The organism is Mycobacterium sp. E787, assembly GCF_001668725.1.
Classification (GTDB): Bacteria; Actinomycetota; Actinomycetes; order Mycobacteriales; family Mycobacteriaceae; genus Mycobacterium.
In genome coordinates this window covers 59249-76934 of sequence record NZ_LZKL01000089.1, presented here as the reverse complement: position 1 = coordinate 76934, position 17686 = coordinate 59249, and the positions used below count along the sequence as shown (strand labels likewise).

Annotated in this window: 20 protein-coding genes; 14 read left to right on the top strand and 6 right to left on the bottom strand. The window is 71.9% G+C overall.

Annotated features, from left to right (window positions below):
• Window positions 1–65: 65 nt before the first annotated feature.
• From A5705_RS17550 to A5705_RS17500, 11 genes are all read left to right on the top strand, one after another.
• Window positions 66–986 carry an aldo/keto reductase gene (locus A5705_RS17550; RefSeq protein ID WP_068278819.1) on the top strand — a complete coding sequence of 307 codons (921 nt, stop codon included), beginning with the start codon at window positions 66–68 and terminating at the stop codon, window positions 984–986.
• 10 nt (window positions 987–996) lie between these two features.
• Window positions 997–1452 carry a nitroreductase family deazaflavin-dependent oxidoreductase gene (locus A5705_RS17545; RefSeq protein WP_067881520.1) on the top strand — a complete coding sequence of 152 codons (456 nt, stop codon included), beginning with the start codon at window positions 997–999 and terminating at the stop codon, window positions 1450–1452.
• A 4-nt stretch (window positions 1453–1456) separates the two neighbouring features.
• Window positions 1457–2152: a hypothetical protein gene (locus tag A5705_RS17540; RefSeq protein WP_068278817.1), complete on the top strand. Its 696-nt coding sequence runs from the start codon at window positions 1457–1459 to the stop codon at window positions 2150–2152.
• Window positions 2149–3051 (top strand): 1,4-dihydroxy-2-naphthoyl-CoA synthase, encoded by a 903-nt coding sequence (locus A5705_RS17535; RefSeq protein ID WP_068278815.1) that lies wholly within the window; start codon window positions 2149–2151, stop codon window positions 3049–3051. The genes A5705_RS17540 and A5705_RS17535 overlap by 4 nt, the downstream gene beginning before the upstream one ends.
• 33 nt (window positions 3052–3084) lie before the next feature.
• Complete coding sequence (locus tag A5705_RS17530) at window positions 3085–3975, top strand: SDR family oxidoreductase (protein ID WP_068278813.1); 891 nt, start codon at window positions 3085–3087, stop codon at window positions 3973–3975.
• A gap of 72 nt (window positions 3976–4047) precedes the next feature.
• Complete coding sequence (locus tag A5705_RS17525) at window positions 4048–4437, top strand: VOC family protein (RefSeq protein ID WP_068278811.1); 390 nt, start codon at window positions 4048–4050, stop codon at window positions 4435–4437.
• A 112-nt stretch (window positions 4438–4549) separates the two neighbouring features.
• Window positions 4550–5794 (top strand): inorganic phosphate transporter, encoded by a 1245-nt coding sequence (locus A5705_RS17520; RefSeq protein WP_068278809.1) that lies wholly within the window; start codon window positions 4550–4552, stop codon window positions 5792–5794.
• On the top strand, window positions 5791–6096 hold the full coding sequence (locus tag A5705_RS17515; RefSeq protein WP_068278807.1) for a hypothetical protein: 306 nt from the start codon (window positions 5791–5793) through the stop codon (window positions 6094–6096). Before A5705_RS17520 ends, A5705_RS17515 begins: the two co-directional genes overlap by 4 nt.
• Window positions 6097–6144: 48 nt before the next feature.
• Window positions 6145–6447 carry a DUF3349 domain-containing protein gene (locus A5705_RS17510; RefSeq protein WP_067881498.1) on the top strand — a complete coding sequence of 101 codons (303 nt, stop codon included), beginning with the start codon at window positions 6145–6147 and terminating at the stop codon, window positions 6445–6447.
• 68 nt (window positions 6448–6515) lie between these two features.
• Window positions 6516–7598, top strand: coding sequence for an o-succinylbenzoate--CoA ligase (gene menE, locus A5705_RS17505; RefSeq protein WP_231982492.1), 1083 nt, complete (start codon window positions 6516–6518; stop codon window positions 7596–7598).
• 11 nt (window positions 7599–7609) lie between these two features.
• Window positions 7610–8962, top strand: a complete 1353-nt coding sequence (locus A5705_RS17500; protein ID WP_067881495.1) for a hypothetical protein — start codon at window positions 7610–7612, stop codon at window positions 8960–8962.
• A 440-nt stretch (window positions 8963–9402) separates the two neighbouring features.
• Here A5705_RS17500 and A5705_RS17495 read toward each other — a convergent pair whose 3' ends face one another.
• From A5705_RS17495 to A5705_RS17485, 3 genes are read right to left on the bottom strand one after another with little or no spacing between them, the layout of a single operon-like run.
• Window positions 9403–10065 (bottom strand): DUF2064 domain-containing protein, encoded by a 663-nt coding sequence (locus A5705_RS17495; RefSeq protein WP_067881492.1) that lies wholly within the window; start codon window positions 10063–10065, stop codon window positions 9403–9405.
• The gene (locus A5705_RS17490) at window positions 10062–10718 is read right to left on the bottom strand and encodes a glycosyltransferase family 2 protein (protein WP_067881488.1); all 657 of its coding nucleotides are present in this window, start codon (window positions 10716–10718) and stop codon (window positions 10062–10064) included. The genes A5705_RS17495 and A5705_RS17490 overlap by 4 nt, the downstream gene beginning before the upstream one ends.
• Before the next feature lie 3 nt (window positions 10719–10721).
• Window positions 10722–12350: a hypothetical protein gene (locus tag A5705_RS17485; RefSeq protein ID WP_068278805.1), complete on the bottom strand. Its 1629-nt coding sequence runs from the start codon at window positions 12348–12350 to the stop codon at window positions 10722–10724.
• A 393-nt stretch (window positions 12351–12743) separates the two neighbouring features.
• Between A5705_RS17485 and A5705_RS17480 the strand changes: the two genes are divergently transcribed.
• Window positions 12744–14282 (top strand): hypothetical protein, encoded by a 1539-nt coding sequence (locus A5705_RS17480; RefSeq protein ID WP_231982491.1) that lies wholly within the window; start codon window positions 12744–12746, stop codon window positions 14280–14282.
• Here the strand turns inward: A5705_RS17480 and A5705_RS17475 are convergent.
• On the bottom strand, window positions 14279–15310 hold the full coding sequence (locus A5705_RS17475; protein WP_068278801.1) for an NAD-dependent epimerase/dehydratase family protein: 1032 nt from the start codon (window positions 15308–15310) through the stop codon (window positions 14279–14281). The two genes, A5705_RS17480 and A5705_RS17475, sit on opposite strands and share 4 nt — an antisense overlap.
• Window positions 15307–16083 carry an S-methyl-5'-thioadenosine phosphorylase gene (locus tag A5705_RS17470; RefSeq protein ID WP_068278926.1) on the bottom strand — a complete coding sequence of 259 codons (777 nt, stop codon included), beginning with the start codon at window positions 16081–16083 and terminating at the stop codon, window positions 15307–15309. Before A5705_RS17470 ends, A5705_RS17475 begins: the two co-directional genes overlap by 4 nt.
• Window positions 16084–16143: 60 nt before the next feature.
• Here A5705_RS17470 and A5705_RS17465 point away from each other — a divergent pair, with 60 nt between their 5' ends.
• Window positions 16144–17016: a 1,4-dihydroxy-2-naphthoate polyprenyltransferase gene (locus A5705_RS17465; RefSeq protein WP_067881567.1), complete on the top strand. Its 873-nt coding sequence runs from the start codon at window positions 16144–16146 to the stop codon at window positions 17014–17016.
• Window positions 17017–17123: 107 nt separating this feature from the next.
• Here the strand turns inward: A5705_RS17465 and A5705_RS17460 are convergent, their stop codons facing one another.
• Window positions 17124–17480: a DUF4229 domain-containing protein gene (locus A5705_RS17460; protein ID WP_068278798.1), complete on the bottom strand. Its 357-nt coding sequence runs from the start codon at window positions 17478–17480 to the stop codon at window positions 17124–17126.
• 46 nt (window positions 17481–17526) lie between these two features.
• Between A5705_RS17460 and A5705_RS27865 the strand changes: the two genes are divergently transcribed.
• Entirely contained in the window at window positions 17527–17685 is a 159-nt protein-coding gene (locus A5705_RS27865; RefSeq protein ID WP_156738452.1) for a hypothetical protein, read from the top strand.
• The last annotated feature ends 1 nt before the right edge of the window (window position 17686 follow it).

Below are 17686 nucleotides of genomic sequence, written 5' to 3'. Positions count from 1 at the left end.
TCTGCTAGGCTCGGTGCAAGCGGAGGGCCCTCCGCATTCCTACCAGTGTGGCACGAGGGAGCACCATGACGGATCAAGCGGCCCCAGGCGGTATCGGCAGCATCGGGACGCTCAGCGTCGCCCGCATCGGCTACGGCGCGATGCAACTGTTCGAGGCCACACCCGAGGAGGCGGCCAGCGTGCTGCGCCGCGGGGTCGAACTCGGCGTCAACCACATCGACACCGCGTCGTTCTACGGCCCGGGCGAGGTGAACCGCCGGATCCGCGCGGCGCTGGCCCCCTACCCGGACGACCTCGTCATCGTCAGCAAGGTCGGCGCCCGCTACACGGGCGCGCAGCCGGTGCCCCTGGCCGCCGCCCAGAAGCCCGCCGAGCTGCGCGCCGCGGTCGAAGACGACCTGCGCCAGCTCGGCCTCGACCGCGTTCCGGTGGTCAATCTGCGCCGCATGGACCTCGGGCCCGGCGTGGCCGCCGAGGGCGACCAGATCGTCGACCTCGACGACCAACTCGCCGAGATGGTCGCGCTGCGCGACGAGGGCAAGATCGGCGCGATCGGCGTCAGCGCCGTGCCGCTCGAAGTGGTGCGCCGCGCCGCGCCCGCGGGCATCGCGTGCGTGCAGAACCCCTACAGCGTGCTCGACCGCTCCCAGGAGGAGACGCTGGATTTCTGTGCGACCGAGGGCATCGCCTGGGTGCCGTACTTCCCGCTCGGGTCGTCGTTCCCGGGCTTTCCGAAGGTGGCCGACCAGCCGGTGGTGACCGAGATCGCGGGCGAGCTCGGCGTGTCGGGCGCCCAGGTCGGCCTGGCGTGGCTGCTGGCCCACGCGCCCAACACGCTGCTGATTCCGGGCACGCGATCCGTCGCACACCTCGAGGAGAACCTCGCGACGGCGGGCCTCACCCTGGGCGCCGACGCGCTGGCACGGCTGGACGGCGTCGGCGCGACGGCGCCCCGGCCGCACGGGGCCGAACCCTTCCAGAGGTAACGTCGCTGCCGTGGGCAGTGACAAACCGGTCCGGCCGCCGCGGTGGCTGAAGCCGGCCAACAAGCTCTTCATCCGGATGTCGCGGCTGGGACTGAGTTTCGGCGGCGAGAGCCCGGTCGTGCTGACGGTGAAGGGGCGCAAGTCCGGGCGCGACCGGTCGACGCCGGTGACGCCGATGACGGTCGACGGGAAACAGTTCGTCGTCGCCGGGTTTCCCGGTGCCGACTGGGTGGCCAACGCGCGCGCGGCCGGCCGGGCGACCGTGGCCCGCGGCCGGCAGGTCCGGCACGTGCGGCTGGTGGAGCTGTCGCCGGACGACGCGCGGCCGATCCTGCGGGCCTTCCCGGCCGAGGTGCCCACCGGCGTCGGCTTCATGAAGCGGGCGGGACTGGTCACCGAAGGCAGGCCCGAGGAGTTCGAAGCCCTGGCCGGCCGCTGCGCGGTGTTCCGACTGGATCCGGTGTAGGCGGATGCGACGTCTGCTGCTGGCGCTCTCGGTGCTCGTGGCGGTTTTCGGCGTGCCCCCGGCGCGGTCGTTCGCCACGACGGGTTGCGCGCCCGGCGGCACCGCGCCGCCGGTTGGTTCGGCCCAGCGCAAGGTCGGTGACCTCGACTGGGACGGTCAGCCGGACACGTTGTGGCTCGGGCAGTTTCGCGACGGCTCGGGCCGCACCGTGCGGGTCGTCGGGATCACGACGGCAAGCGGCGCCAACTCCAGCGTGGAGGTCGCATCGGCTAGTCCAATCCCCTTGAGCGCCTTGGCAATCGATGCCCAACAGGACGGGCAGCACCAAGTGATCGTCAGCGACGGGCGCAGCGCCCACCTGTACGTCTTCGCCGACTGCCGGCTGCAGACCGTCGCCGACAACCAGGGCGCGCCGTTCCTGTTCGACCTGCAGGACCTGCGCGGCAACGGCACCGGAATCGGTTGCAGCAACCTGGGGCTGCCATCGCCGGGGCGGCACCTGGTCGGGTTGCGGGCCTCGAACGACGACGGCCAGTGGACCGTGCGCCGCACCGAGATCGACCTCAACGGCACGCTGGCCACCATCGGAGCGTCCGACACCGTGACGGCCACTTCCGCCCAGGACCCCGCGGTGGTCTCGGCGCAGACGATCAGCTGCGGCGACCTCACCATCAGCAAGGACGGAGTTCAACAGCCGTGAGTGCCAACCCCTTTGATGAGCAGGCCTGGCGACCCGTCGACGGATTCGGCGACCTGACCGACATCACGTACCACCGCCACGTCTCCGACGCCACCGTGCGGGTGGCGTTCGATCGTCCCGAGGTGCGCAATGCGTTCCGGCCGCACACCGTCGACGAGCTGTACCGGGCGCTGGATCACGCCCGGATGTCGCCCGACGTGGGCGTGGTGCTGCTGACCGGCAACGGCCCGTCGCCCAGGGACGGCGGGTGGGCGTTTTGCTCCGGCGGCGATCAGCGCATCCGCGGCCGGTCCGGCTATCAATACGCGAGCGGCGACACCGCGGACACCGTCGACGCCGCGCGCGCCGGGCGGCTGCACATCCTCGAGGTGCAGCGGCTGATCCGGTTCATGCCCAAGGTGGTGATCTGCCTGGTGAACGGCTGGGCCGCCGGCGGTGGCCACAGCCTGCACGTGGTGTGTGATCTCACGCTGGCCAGCCGCGAGCACGCCCGCTTCAAACAGACCGACGCCGACGTCGGCAGCTTCGACGGTGGTTACGGCAGCGCGTACCTGGCGCGGCAGGTGGGCCAGAAGTTCGCCCGGGAGATCTTCTTCCTGGGCCGCGAATACACCGCCGAGCAGATGCACCACATGGGCGCGGTCAACGAGGTCACCGACCACGCCGACCTGGAACGGACCGGCGTGCAGTGGGCTGCCGAGATCAACGCGAAATCCCCTCAGGCGCAACGCATGCTGAAGTTCGCGTTCAACCTGCTCGACGACGGGCTGGTGGGCCAGCAGCTCTTCGCCGGCGAGGCCACCCGGCTGGCGTACATGACCGACGAGGCCGTCGAGGGCCGCGACGCCTTCCTGGAGAAGAGGCCGCCGGACTGGAGCCGGTTCCCCCGGTATTTCTGAGGCCGCATCGCGCCCCCGCCTAAACTCCCCACGGTGAGCAAGAGTCCCCTCGGCAGGTTCCGAGACCAGCTGGTGCTGGCCACCATGCGACCGCCCGCGTCGCCGCAGATTCTGGTCAACCGGCCCGCGATCAAGCCGGTCGACCTCGACGGCAAGCGGATCCTGGTGACCGGGGCGTCGTCGGGCATCGGCGAGGCCGGGGCCGAGCGGCTGGCCCGCGAGGGCGCGACGGTGGTGGTCGTCGCCCGCCGCCAGGACCTGCTCGATGACCTGGCGGACCGGATCACCAAGGCCGGCGGGGCCGCCATCGCGATCCCGTGCGACATCTCGGACATGGACGCCGTCGACGCGCTGGTGACCGACGTCGACAAGCGGCTCGGCGGCGTCGACATCCTGATCAACAACGCCGGCCGGTCGATCCGCCGGCCGCTGGCCGAATCGCTGGAACGCTGGCACGACGTCGAGCGGACCATGGTGCTCAACTACTACGCGCCGCTGCGGCTGATCCGGGGGTTCGCGCCGGGGATGCTCGAGCGCGGCGACGGCCACATCATCAACGTCTCGACGTGGGGCGTGCTCTCGGAGGCGTCGCCGCTGTTCGCGGTGTACAACGCGTCCAAGGCCGCGCTGTCGATGGTGAGCCGGGTCGTGGAAACGGAGTGGGGTCGCCGCGGAGTGCATTCGACAACGCTGTATTACCCGTTGGTGGCCACGCCGATGATCGCGCCGACGAAGGCCTACGACGGCATGCCCGCCCTGACGTCTCAGGAGGCCGCCGAGTGGATGGTCAGCGCGGCGCGCACCCGGCCGGTGCGCATCGCGCCCCGGATGGCGATCGTGGCCAAGGCACTGGACACCTTCGGGCCGCGCTGGGTCAACACCCTGATGCAGCGGCAGAGCATCCAGCCCAACCAGCAAGCCTGATCGCGCTTCCCGTCATGGCCCGTCCGGGCGTAGTGACCCTGCGCGGACGGTGCGCGTGATAGACACGACGCTATGGAGATCCTGGCCAGCCGGATGCTGCTCCGGCCGGCGGACTATCAGCGGTCGTTGGGCTTCTACCGCGACGAGATCGGGCTGGCGATAGCCCGCGAATACGGCGCCGGCACCGTGTTTTTCGCCGGGCAGTCTTTGCTGGAGCTGGCCGGTTACGGCTCACCGGACCATTCCCGGGGACCCTTCCCGGGTGCGCTGTGGCTCCAGGTCCGCGACGTCGCCGCGACCCAGGCCGAACTGGAGGGCCGGGGAGTTCCCATCGCCCGCGAGGCGCGGCGCGAACCGTGGGGCCTGCGCGAGATGCACGTGACCGATCCGGACGGCATCACGCTGATTTTCGTCGAGGTCCCCGGGGACCATCCGCTGCGCCGCGATACCCGCGGCGATTGAAGAACACCGGGTTAACGAACGGCTAACATCCAACGACAAGTCAAGGTACACCTGCATTTCGGCCATCCCTGCATTCGACAATTTAAGCCCCCTACTACGAGAATCAGGCGCTGTGAACATCGATTTGTTCCTCCTCATCATTGTCGTAATCACGGCACTCGCTTTCGATTTCACCAACGGCTTCCACGACACCGGCAACGCGATGGCAACGTCCATTGCCAGCGGCGCGCTGGCGCCCAAGGCCGCCGTCGCGCTGTCCGCGGTGCTGAACCTGGTGGGCGCGTTCATGTCCACCGCCGTCGCGGCCACCATCGCCAAGGGCCTCATCGACGGGCACATCGTGACGCTGGAACTGGTGTTTGCCGGCCTCGTCGGCGGCATCGTCTGGAACCTGCTGACCTGGCTCCTCGGCATCCCGTCGAGTTCCTCGCACGCGCTGATCGGCGGCATCGTCGGCGCCACCCTCGCCGCCGTGGGCGCGCACGGGGTGATCTGGAAGGGCCTGGTGTCCAAGGTGCTGATCCCGGCCGTCGTCGCCGCGATCCTGGCCATCGTGGTCGGGGCGATCGCGACGTGGCTGGTCTACCGGATCACCCGCGGCATCCCGACCCAGCGCACCGAGGCCGGGTTCCGGTACGGGCAGTGGGGCTCCGCGTCGCTGGTCTCCCTGGCGCACGGCACCGGCGACGCGCAGAAGACGATGGGCATCATCTTCCTGGGGCTGATGTCCTACGGCGCGGTCAGCAAGTCCGAAACGGCGCCGCCGCTGTGGGTGATCGTGTGTTGCGCCCTGGCAATGGCGGCGGGCACCTACCTCGGCGGCTGGCGCATCATCCGCACCCTGGGCAAGGGACTGGTCGAGATCAAGTCACCGCAGGGCATGGCGGCCGAATCGTCCTCGGCGGCAGTCATTCTGCTGTCCACCCACTTCGGCTACGCGCTGTCGACCACCCAGGTCTGCACCGGTTCGGTGCTGGGCAGCGGGCTCGGCAAGCCCGGCGGCGAGGTGCGCTGGGGAGTGGCCGGCCGGATGGTCGTCGCGTGGCTGATCACCCTTCCCTCGGCCGGGTTGGTCGGGGCGATCACCTACTGGACCGTGCACCTCATCGGCGGCTACCCCGGCGCGATCATCGGCTTCAGCCTGCTGGTCGCGGTCTCCGCCGCCATCTACATCCGCTCGCGGCGGGTCAAGGTCGACCACAAGAACGTCAACGCCGAATGGGAGGGCAGCCTCACCGCCGGTCTCGAGGGCTCGGACGAACATCCGCCGTCGGATACCGGGCCCAAAGTCGGCACCGGCGCCTCGCGCCGGTCCGGCACCGACGAGGACACGGTGACCGCGGGGAACCCCTCATGAGCCACTTCAGCGACTGGTTCAACTACGAGGCCTCCCTGAAGATCCTGGTGTTCAGCATGCTGGCCGGTGCCGCGCTGCCGGCGCTGTTCGCCGTGGGGCTGCGGTTCCACGCCGTCGGCGGCGGTCAGGTCAGCACGGACGGCAGCCCGCCGCACAAGAATCCGGCGCTGCTGGCGATCGCCTGGGTGATCTACGCGGTGGTGCTCGCCGTGATCCTCTTCGCGCTGCTGTACATCTCCCGCGACTTCATCGCGCACCAGATCAATCAGCCGTTTCTGGGGGCCAAGCCGCCGCACAAGTAGCATCGAAATCGTCCACCCAGCCGAACCCCCGCGTGGAGGGATAGCGACGTGAACGGATTCCTGAGCTCGATCGTCTCGTGGCTGCGCGCGGGGTACCCGGAGGGCGTTCCACCGACGGACACCTTCCCGGTGCTGGCCCTGCTGACCCGCCGGTTGGGTCACGACGAGGTCATCGCGGTGGCGCACGAGCTCATGGAGCGCGGCTGCTTCGACGACATCGACATCGGTGTGGCGATCACCCAGATCACCGACGAGCTGCCGTCGCCGGAAGACGTCGAACGCGTGCGGACGCGGCTGGCCGCCCACGGCTGGCCGTTCGACGAGCCGCGCGACGCCCAGGACCCCGCATAGCCGTCCTGCGTGCGCTCGGCGTGCCGCCGGGTTCCGCGGTCGCGGTGCTGTTGCCGGCCCTGGAGCGGGTGCTGGACGGGCGCGATCCCGCGCTGGTCGCGCTGGCGCCCGGCGACGACGGCACGCCGCGCGCCTTGCGGGTGGGCGAAGACATCGACGACGACGTGGCCCTGGTCGCGACGACGTCGGGAACCACCGGCGCGCCCAAGGGCGCGCTGCTGACGGCCGCGGCGCTGACCGCCAGCGCGTCGGCCACCCACCAGCGCCTCGGCGGCCCCGGCGCCTGGCTGCTGGCCCTGCCGCCCCACCACATCGCCGGGCTGCAGGTGCTGGTGCGCAGCGTGCTGGCCGGGTCGGCGCCCGTCGAGCTGGACGTGTCCACCGGTTTCGACGTCAGCGAATTGCCCTCCGCGATAAGGCGATTGGGCCCCGGCCGGCGCTACACGTCGCTGGTCGCCGCGCAGCTGGCCAAGGCGCTGGCTGAGCCGGCGGCGGCGGCCGCGCTCGCCGAGCTGGACGCCGTGCTGCTCGGCGGCGGACCCGCGCCGCGGCCGGTCCTGGACGCCGCCGCGGCGGCGGGCATCGCGGTGGTCCGCACCTACGGGATGAGCGAGACCGCGGGTGGCTGCGTCTACGACGGCGTCCCGCTGGACGGGGTGGCGCTGCGGGTCGGGGCCGACGGGCGCATCGTCATCGGCGGCGCGACGCTGGCGAAGGGCTACCGCAACCCGGTCGACCCCGACCCCTTCGCCGAGCCGGGCTGGTTCCGCACCGACGATCTGGGCTCGGTCGACGAGGCGGGCGCGCTGACCGTGCTCGGCCGCGCCGACGACGCGATCAGCACGGGCGGCCTGACGGTGCTGCCGCAGCCGGTCGAGGCCGCGCTGTGCGCCCATCCCGCGGTCGGCGACTGCGCGGTCTTCGGTGTGCCCGACGACCGGCTGGGGCAGCGGGTGGTCGCCGCGGTCGTGGTGCGCGACGGCAGCGCGGCGCCGACGCTGCAGGCGCTGCGGGCCGAGGTGACCCGTGCCCTGGACGCCACCGCGGCGCCGCGCGAGCTGCACATCGTCGAGGCGCTGCCGCGCCGCGGGATCGGCAAGGTGGACCGGGCCGCCCTGGTGCGCCGGTTCGCCGGCGCGAGCGGTCAATAGGCTGGTCGACCGTGAGGGTTGCGCGGCGGGAGTCGGCAGCCGTCGCGGCCGGGGCCGTCCTGGTGGCGGCGGCGTTCGTGCTGCCACGCCTGCACTGGGGCGTGCGGCCGCGCCTGGACGTGGGCCAGGAGCGGTTCGGCACGCACGCCGGGGCGTCGCCGATCTTCGGGGCGTGGGAGATCCACGCCAGCTGGGGAACCGGCCCCGCGATTCTGATCGCGGTGGCCGCCGTGGTGTGGGGACCCGCTGTGGCGCAACGCCTTTCGTGGCGGGCTCTGACGCTGGGCACCTGGGCCACCGCCTGCGCGTGGGCGTTTGCGCTGGCGATGATCGACGGCTGGCAACGGGGCTTCGCCGGGCGCTTGACCACCCGCGACGAGTACCTGTCGCAGGTGCCGACGATCACCGACATCCCGGCCGCCGTCCGCACCTTCGCCAGCCGGATCGTCGACTACCAGCCGAACTCGTGGACCACCCACGTCTCCGGGCACCCGCCCGGCGCGCTCCTGACGTTCGTGTGGCTGGACCGGATCGGGTTGCACGGCGGGGCGTGGGCCGCCCTGCTGTGCCTGCTGGCCGGGTCCAGCGCTGCCGCGGCCGTGGTGATCGCCGTGCGCGCGCTCGCCGACGAGGGCACGGCGCGCCGGGCCGCGCCGTTCGTGGCGGTCGCGCCGACGGCGATCTGGGTGGCGGTCTCGGCCGACGGATACTTCGCCGGGGTCGCGGCGTGGGGCCTGACGCTGTTGGCCCTGGCCGTGCACCGTCCGGTCCGGTTCCCCGCGCTCGTCGCCGCCGGGGCGGGCCTGCTGCTGGGGTGGAGCGTGTTCCTCAGCTACGGCCTGGTCCTGCTGGGGCTGCCGGCGCTGGCGGTGCTGGTCTCGGCCTCCGATTGGCGCGCGGTGCTGCGCGCGCTGGGTCCCGCGGCGCTGACCTCGCTGGCGGTGGCGGTGGCGTTCGCCGTGGCGGGATTCTACTGGTTCGACGGGTACGCCCTTGTGCAGCAACGCTATTGGCAGGGCATCGCGAAGGACCGGCCCTTTCAGTACTGGTGGTGGGCCAACCTGGCGTGCGTGGTGTGCGCGATCGGGCTGGGCAGCGTCGCCGGGATCAGCCGCGTCTTCGATGCGGCCGCCATCCGCCGCCGCTCGGGTTTCCACCTGGTGCTGCTGGCGATGCTGGCCGCCATCGCCTGCGCCGACCTGAGCATGCTGAGCAAGGCCGAGGTGGAACGGATCTGGCTGCCGTTCACCGTCTGGCTCACCGCGGCGCCCGCCCTGCTGCCGGTGCGGTCACATCGCTGGTGGCTGGCGGTCAACGCCGTCGGCGCCCTGCTGGTGAACACCGTGATGGTCACCAACTGGTGACTTGCGTGTGCGCTGACGGCTTTGCGTGTGCATGTAGGGCGGGATTTCGGCGATTTTTCCGCCCAGCGTTCACGCGCAAAGCCCAGGGCTCACACGCAAACCGGGAGGGGTGCCGCCACGGCGAGTGTGCTCTGACGGCATTGCGAGTGTGCGCTGACGGCTGCGAGTGTGCGCTGACGGCTTTGCCGTGTGTACTGACGGCTTTGAGTGTGTATTTAGGGCGGGATTTCGGCGATTTTTCCGCCCAGCATTCACACGCAAAGCCCAGGACTCACACGCATACCGGGAGATGGTGCCGCCACGGCGAGTGTGCTCTGACGGCTTTGCGTGTGCGCTGACGGCTTTGCGTGTGCGCTGACGGCTTTGCGTGTGCATGTAGGGCGGGATTTCGGCGATTTTTCCGCCCAGCATTCACACGCAAAGCCCAGGACTCACACGCATCAGATGCCGGCCGTGCGGGTGACCCGCGCGAAGCGGCTTTCCGGCCCGCACGCGTCGCGGACCGCGGCGACGTCGTCGGCGACGTCGATGTCGGCCAGGCGTTGCACCTGTGTCACGCGAATACCGTTGTCGCGCAGAGCCTTCAGCGTGAGCTCCCCGGTGTCGGGCCGAGACATCGGCACGGTGCGCAGGCATTCGGCCATCGTCGGTGCCGCCACGCCGAGCACCCACCAGCCGCCGTCGTGGGCCATGCCGAGGATCGCGGGCGCGCCGAGCAACTTCCGCGCGCAGGCGCTCAGCAGTGCGGCGGTGACCTGCGGGGTGTCCATCCCGATCTGCAGGACCGGATGACCGTCGGCCGAGTCGGCGTGGGCGTTGGCGAGCCGGTCGGCGAAGTCGTCGCCGCGCTGCGGGATCACGGCGAACGACGCGAGCCGTTGCCGGATCTCGGCGGAAGCCGCGGCGGCGTCGAGCTCGCCGGTGAGGGCGACCACCCGGGCGGCCACCGGCGCGGCCGCCACCGCGTCCAGCGTGTCCAGCAGCGCGGCGGCGGCGATGTCGGCGGCGACCCGGTCCCCGACCGTCGCCGCGAGCCGAGTCTTGGCCCGGCCCGGCTCCGGCGCCTTGGCGACCACCAGCACGGTCACCGGCAGCACGCTCACGAGATCACCTTCCAGAAGTCGACGATCGCGGTGATGCTGCCCCGCAGCGAGCCGCTGACCTTCGACTTGCCGCCGGTGCGCGGGCCGTAGCCGACGTCGAGTTCGACCACGCGCCAGCCGGCGGCCGCCGCGCGCACCAGCAGTTCCAGCGGGTAACCCGAACGCCGGTCGGCGACACCGAGATTCAGCAGCGCGTCCCGGCGCGCCACGCGCATGGGCGCGATGTCGTGCACCGGCAGCCCGTGGCGGGTGCGCAGCCGCCAGCTCATCACCACGGTGCCCACCCGCGCGACCCACGGCCAGTGCAGCCCCGGCACCGGCCGGCGCCGGCCGATCACCAGGTCGGTGCCGGTGTCCAGCGCCTCGACCAGCCGGGGCAGGTCACCGGGGTCCATCGAGCCGTCGGCGTCGATGACCGCCACGACCGGGGTGGTCGCGGCGACCACGCCCGCGTGCACCGCGGAGCCGTACCCGGGCCGCGATTCGGCCACCACCCGGGCGCCGTACCGGGCGGCCACCGCGGCGGTGGCATCGGTGCTGTTGTTGTCCACCACCAGCGCGTGATAGCCGGCCGGAATGGCGGCCAGTACCGCCGGCAGCGACTCTTCCTCGTTGAGACACGGCAGCACGACCGTGACCGCGTCCTGGGGCATCGGTCAGTGCTGGGTATGCGGGAGCAGCGGTTTCACCGGTTGCTGCGGGGTCACCGGCTGCTGCGTGTGCGGCTGCGTCGGGATCGTCTGCGTTTGGGTGTGTGGTGCCTGCGTCGTCGGCTGCGGTGCCTGCGTCGTCGGCGCCGGCGTGGTGGTGTGCGGCGCCTGGGTCGTCGTCGGCGCCTGCGTGGTCGTCGGCGGCTGCGTCGTGGTCGGCGGCTGCGTCGACGTCGTCGGCGGCTCCGTCGTGGTCGGCGGTGTCGTGGTGGGCGGCGACGTCGTCGTGCTCGGCCCCAGCGTCGTCGTCGGCGGGGTCGTCGTGATCACCGTCGTGGAGGGCGGATACGGGTTCGGATAGGGGTTCGGGTACGGAGGCCGCCAGCCCGGGTAGGGGATGATGATCGGCACCGGGATTGGCACGGCCGGGTTGGGATTCGGCACGAAACCGGGCACGCCCGGCGCCGGATTGACCGGGGCCGGCGCCCCGCCGGGCGACATCAGCTGCGGCGGGATGTAGCCGTTGGAGTCCGGGATGACGCCGCCCTGGAAGCCGGCGTTGGGCTGATCGGCCGGCGGCGGTGGCACTGGGGCCTGCTGCTGCGTCGGCAACAGCGGCATGAACTTGCCCGGGGCGGCGTTCTGGTGGCCCACCACGGGTTGCTGGCTCGCGGTCGGCCGGATGGCGATGGCGACCGCGGCGGCCAGCGATGCGAATCCGATGACGGCAAAGGCGATGACGGCGTTGCCGAGCACCAACGAACGCCTGCTCAACGGCATCCGGCCGGTCTCGGCCTCGCCCTCCCCGAATTCGCCGAAATCGTCGTACTCGGGCCCGAACTCGTCCATCCCGAACGGCTCGCCCTCGCCGGCCATCGAGTACGCCAGCTGCGGCTCCTCGGCGGCCGCCCCGGCCGCGGGAGCGAACGCGGTCTCGTCCCCGGTGAGCGCGGCCGCCGGCGCGATCGCGGTGGCATCGCCCGCCGCCGGGGGCAGGGCGGCCATCGCCGCGCCGCGGGCGACCGCAAACGTGGGGTCCTCGGGAATCTCCACCCGCATGGTCGACGCGTCGCGCAGCTGGTCGGCGACCCCGGCCAGGTTCGATGACGCCCCAACGAGGTAGAGCTCGGTCGGGGCGCCGGGCTGGTCACCGAGCCGGGCCATCATGGTGTCCAGCGCGGCGGTGGCTTCCGGGCCCGAGCCGCCGGCCAGGGGCTGGCTGGCCAGCATGGTCGGCGGCGCGTCCGGGTCTCCGCCCGAAACGACCGACAGCGTCGCCGTCTCGTCGTCGACGACGAGCACACCGCCGGCCCGGCCCGCCGCGCGCATCAACGCCGTCACCGCCTGCGATTCGGAGAGCACCGCGACGTCGTGCACACCGGAGTCCTCGAGCGCCCGGCGCAGCTGGTCGGCCTTGGCGGCGTCCGGCCAGCACAGCCGGGTGGCGACCAGCCGGTGGTTCTCGTCGGCCAGTAGCCGGCTCGTCCCGGCGACGGTCTGGGTCAGGGTGTCGACCGGACGGTCGGCCAGGTCGACGACGGATTGGTCGAGCACGTCCGAACCTTGGCCGCCCGACCCGACGAGCGCCAGGCGGGCGACGGAACCCGTGACCGCGACCCCCAAAACGACGTCCATCCAGGCTCTCCTTCGGCCGGCTACCCCACAACCAGCATGTCCCGGCATCATTACACTGCGATACCGTCGGCACTAACAGTCATTCGGGCGACACGTTCGCCTGTGCAGCGTAACCGGGTTGGCAAACCGGCAAAGCCGCACGCGTTCTGTGCACTGCCGCGTCGTCCGAACGGAGATTATGTTTCCAAGTGAGCAACGAAGTCGGCGCGGCAGGGGGTTCCCCCGCCTCCCGACCCACGTTGCGCCGCAAGTGACCGTCCTCGACATCCGGGGGGAACCGTGAGTCAGACCGGCGACGACGCCCCTACCGGCCCCATCCGCGGGCAGCTCCAATCGCCGCCGCCGGGGCGCCGGCCGGCCGGTGAGGTCCGGGCGCCGACGCGGCGGTGGAGCATCGCCGGCGACCTGACCGCGGCCGCGCTGCTCGTCGTCGCGCTGCTGCTGCCGTGGAACCTGTACTTCGGCATGGGCATCCCGGGCAGCAACAAGCCGCTGCTGGCGGTGCTGTTCGCCGTGACCCTGCTGTCGCTGGTGTCGATCGCGCTGGCCGGCTCCTGGCGGTCGTCGAGCGCGCGATTCAACCCCGGGCTCGCCGCGCGGCTTCGGCTGGCGCTGAACCTTCCCTACGCGCTGCTGGTCCTCGGCTTCGTCGCGTTCGACGTGTTCGAGACCGTCCGCTTCGGCGGCACCGTGAACGTCCCGGGCGGCGTCGGGCCGGGCGCGTGGCTGGGCATCGCCGGCGCCCTGCTGGGCGCGCGACCCGTGCCGGCACCGGCGGCCGATCAAGACATCCGGGCCGTCCGGATCGTCGGCTACGCCTCGATCGTCGGCGCGGCGCTGAGCTTCGGCTTCAACCTGTTCTGGCGGGTGCGTTACGCGCTGCAGGGCGACTTCGGCAAGCAGAACGTGGCGGTCATCGCGACGGCGCTGGTGTACGGCGTGGTGGCGCTGGCCGCGGTGGTCGTCGGGTCTCGGTGGCTGCTGCGCAGCAGCAGGGCCGCCCGGCTGGCGACCGTGGCGCTCGGGGTGTCGACGCTCGTCGCCGGGATCCTGGTGTGGCTCCTGCCGATTGGTCGTGACATCGACGCGTTCCACGGCATCGCACAGAACACGTCGACGGCGGGGGTCGGGTTCGAGGGCTACCTGGCGTGGGCGGCCGCCGCGGCGATCTTCGCCCCGGCCGCGCTGCCGGCCCGGCGCCACCCGTCGGCGACCGAGGAGAACGCCTGGCGGGCGGCGGCCCGAAATGGCTTGCTGCTCATCATCGTATGGTGCCTGGGATCGATGGTCATGCGCATCACCGACCTCATCGTCGGCGTCAGCCTGAACTACCCCTTCTCGCGCTACGACAGCGTGGTGCTGGCCGCGTTCGACCTGGCCACCGCGCTCCTGGCGGTCTGGCTGCGCATCAACCTGGGCAACGACGCCGTCTCGGGCCGGCTGATCTCGGCGCTGTGCGGGCTGGTCGCCACCCTGAGCATCACCCGCGTGGTGGTCGGCGTGGCGCTGGCGCCGCGGTTCGAGGAGCCACCCAACGCCCCGGCGCCAAACCCGGTGTACGGCAACAACCTCGCCCAGCAGATCACCAGCACCTTCGACGTCGTGCTGTGCGTGCTGGGCTTGAGCATCCTCGCGGCGGCGATCATCACCGGCCGGCTCAGCGTGCGACGGCGGCGCCGCCGCCGCGCCGCCCACAAGCGGGGCGCTCCCCCGGGCTCGGCGGCGCCGACGACGCGCATCCCCGTCGGCCACGCCGGGGCGCCGTCGGCGGCCGCGACGACGCGGATACCGACCCACGGCCGCGAAGCACCCACCACCGCGATGCCGCAACTGGCCGGCTCGCCGCGGATCTTCCGCGGCGACGACTCCGCCACCCGGCAGATCCCCGTCCACAAGCCGCGGATCTTCCGCCCCCCGCAGGGCCCGGGTTAACGCAACGGCGCGAAGGCGAATTCGCGCAGGCCGTCGCACGGGTCGACGGCCGCGCGGAAGCCCAGCACGTCGGCCGCGCGGGCCGGGTCGGCCACGATATGGCGCACGTCGCCGCTGCGGTACTGCCCGGTGACCACCGGGCGCAGCGACCCGTCCCGCGCGTCGCACAGCGCGTCGGCGACCTCCAGGATCGAGATCGGCCGCCCGGAGCAGACGTTGAATGCCGCGAAACCGTCGGCGTCGACGGTCGCGGCGGCGAGGTTGGCTGCGGCCACGTCGTCGACGTGCACGAAGTCGCGCATCTGACCGCCGTCCTCGAAAACCCTTGGCGCCTCGCCCTTTTCCAGCGACGAGCGGAAGATCGCGGCCACCCCGGAGTACGGCGTGTCGCGCGGCATCCCGGGGCCGTACACGTTGTGGTAGCGCAGCGCCACCACGGAGCCGCCCGTCGCCTCCGACCACGCCAGCGCGTAGTGCTCCTGCGCGGTCTTGCTGGCCGCGTACAGGCTGCGCGGTCGCAGGGCCGCGTCCTCGCCGACCAACCGCCAGGTCACGTCGAGACCACATGCGGGGCAATGGTTTTCGAAGACGCCGGCGTCTAGGTCGGCGCGCCGCCGCGGCGGCGGGTCGACGACGCCATGCTCGGGGCAGGCGTAGTGGCCCTGGCCGTAGACCACCATCGACGACGCCAGCACCAGGCGGCGCACCCCCGCGGCGAACATCTGCGCCAGCAGCACCGTCGTGCCGTAGTCGTTGTGGCCGCCGTAGGCGGGCGCGTCGGCGGCGTCGACGCCGGCACCGACCATCGCCGCCTGGTGGCAGACGACGTCCACTCCGTCCAACAGCGGGGCCAGCGCGTCGCCGTCACGGACGTCCACCCGCCGACAGCCCTTCGGCAGCACTGCATTCGGGCCGTGCGCGGCGGGCAGCAGGACATCGATGGCGACCACGTCGTGACCCGCCGCCCGCAGCGCGGCGTCCACCCGCGACCCGATGAAGCCGGCCGCGCCCGTCAGCAGAACCCTCATGGCAGCTCCACCGGCAGGGTGACGCCGGTATGCGGCTGGCAGTGCGTGCACGTGCGCTCGGCGACGACGCGGCGGATCGCCGCGCGCACCAGCTCCTTGAAAAGCTCGATGTTGCGTTCGAATTGGGCGAACACCTCGACGGCCTTCACCCCCTCCCCGGCCGCGATGCCGGCGTCCAGGTCGGTTACCAAAGCGATTGCCGCGTAACAGATTTCGAGCTCGCGGGCCAGCACCGCCTCCGGGTAGCCGGTCATGTTGACCAGGCCGAAGCCGGCCGAGGCGAACCACCGGCTTTCGGCGCGGGTGGAAAACCGCGGGCCCTGGATCACCACCATGGTGCCGCCGTCGACCACGTCGGGCAGGCCCGTGGCCGCGGCCCGCAGCGTCGGACAGTACGGGTCGGCGAAGTCGACGTGGACGGCACCGGAGTCGAAGTAGGTGTCGGCTCGGCCGCTGGTGCGATCGACCAACTGATCGGGGACAACCACCGCGCCCGGCCCGTTGTCGGGGTTCAGGCTGCCGACGGCGCACGGGCCGAAGACCCGCCGCACGCCGAGCTTGCGCAGCGCCCACATGTTGGCGCGATACGGCACGGTGTGCGCCGAGAACTGGTGGGTCGCGCCGTGCCGGGGCAGGAAGGCCACCTCGTGGTCGCCGACGGCGCCCACCGTGACGGGCGCGCTGGGCGGGCCGTACGGGGTGTCGACGTCGACGTTGCGGACGGACGAGTCGAAGAACGTGTAGAAGCCGCTGCCGCCGATGACTCCGAGCATCCGCCCATTGTGGATGCCCCGCGTTTGATCGCCGGGGGCGGGCACCGGCAGGATGCCCTGGTGGCCAGTTTCGCGCAGTGGGTCGAAGGCGCCCGGCCCCGGACGCTGCCCAACGCGGTGGCGCCGGTGGTGGCAGGCACCGGCGCCGCGGCGTGGCTGGGAGCCGCGGTGTGGTGGAAGGCGCTGCTGGCGCTGGTCGTGGCGGTGGCGCTGATCATCGGCGTCAACTACGCCAACGACTATTCCGACGGGATCCGCGGCACCGACGACGACCGCGCCGGCCCGGTGCGGCTGGTGGGCTCGCGGCTGGCGAGCCCACGGTCCGTCCTGACCGCGGCGGTGGCGAGCCTGTCGGTGGGCGCGGCGGCCGGGCTGGCGCTGGCGCTGCTCAGCGCGCCGTGGCTGATCGCGGTGGGCGCCGCCTGCATCGCCGGGGCGTGGCTGTACACCGGCGGGTCAAAACCGTACGGCTACGCGGGTTTTGGCGAGCTCGCGGTGTTCGTGTTCTTCGGCCTGGTCGCCGTGCTGGGCACCGAGTACACCCAGGCGCTGCGGGTGGACTGGGTCGGGCTGGTGCTTGCGGTGTCGATCGGTGCGCTGTCGTCGTCGGTGCTGGTGGCCAACAACCTGCGAGACATCCCCACCGACGCGCAGTCCGGCAAGATGACGTTGGCGGTGCGGCTGGGCGATGCCCGCACCCGGGTGCTCTACCAGGCGCTGCTGGCGACGGCCGCGCTGTCGACGCTGGTGCTCACCGCGGCGACCCCGTGGTGCGCCGTCGGGCTGGTGGCCACACCGCTGGCGCTGCGCGCGCTCGCGCCGGTGCGCTCCGGCCGCGGCGGGCGCGAGCTGATTCCGGTGCTGCGGGACACCGGGCTGGCGATGGTGGTGTGGGCGATCGCGGTGGCGGGGGCGCTGGCGCTCGCGCATTGACTGGCTGTGCGCTCCTGGCTTTTGGTGTGCGCTCGGGGCGGCCTGGGCCGGCGTGTCGTCGCCCCGGGCTCACACTCAACGCCGTGAACGCACACTCGGCGCAAAAGCTACTCGTCGGGCTCCTCGGGCTCCTGCCGGTCCGGTGCGGCCTCCCCGCGCAGCCGGGCCTGCAGCTGTTCGCGTTCCCGGCGCCGCCGTTCCCCGGCGATGGCCAGCCCGGCGGTGGCGCGCCGGCGCAGCGGCGCGAACAGCCAGATGCCCAAGGGCATCGCGAGGATCAGGGCGAACAACACGGCCACCACGAGCGGGAACTGCGTGACCCCCAGCAGTCGCGCGACGCCGTAGATCGCCGCGCCGAGCGCGGCCAACAGCACCAGCCGCGCCGCCGCGTAGAGCAAGACGTCGACGAGCACGCGGCGGCGCGCGGGCTCTCCAGTGCTGTTGTCCCCAGGACCTTCTGACACAGCTCGAGCCTACGGTGCAGGTATATTCGCTCGGAGGAGGTGTTGAGTGCTCTACCTGCTGCTCGTCGTGATTCTGGGGACGCTGATCTACGTTGGCTGGCGCGCGGCGCGGTCACAGGCCCATCGGCCCAAGACGCGCGTCATCGGACCCGACGACGATCCGGACTTCCTGCGGCGGCTAGGTCACGGGGACAAACCGCTCTAGG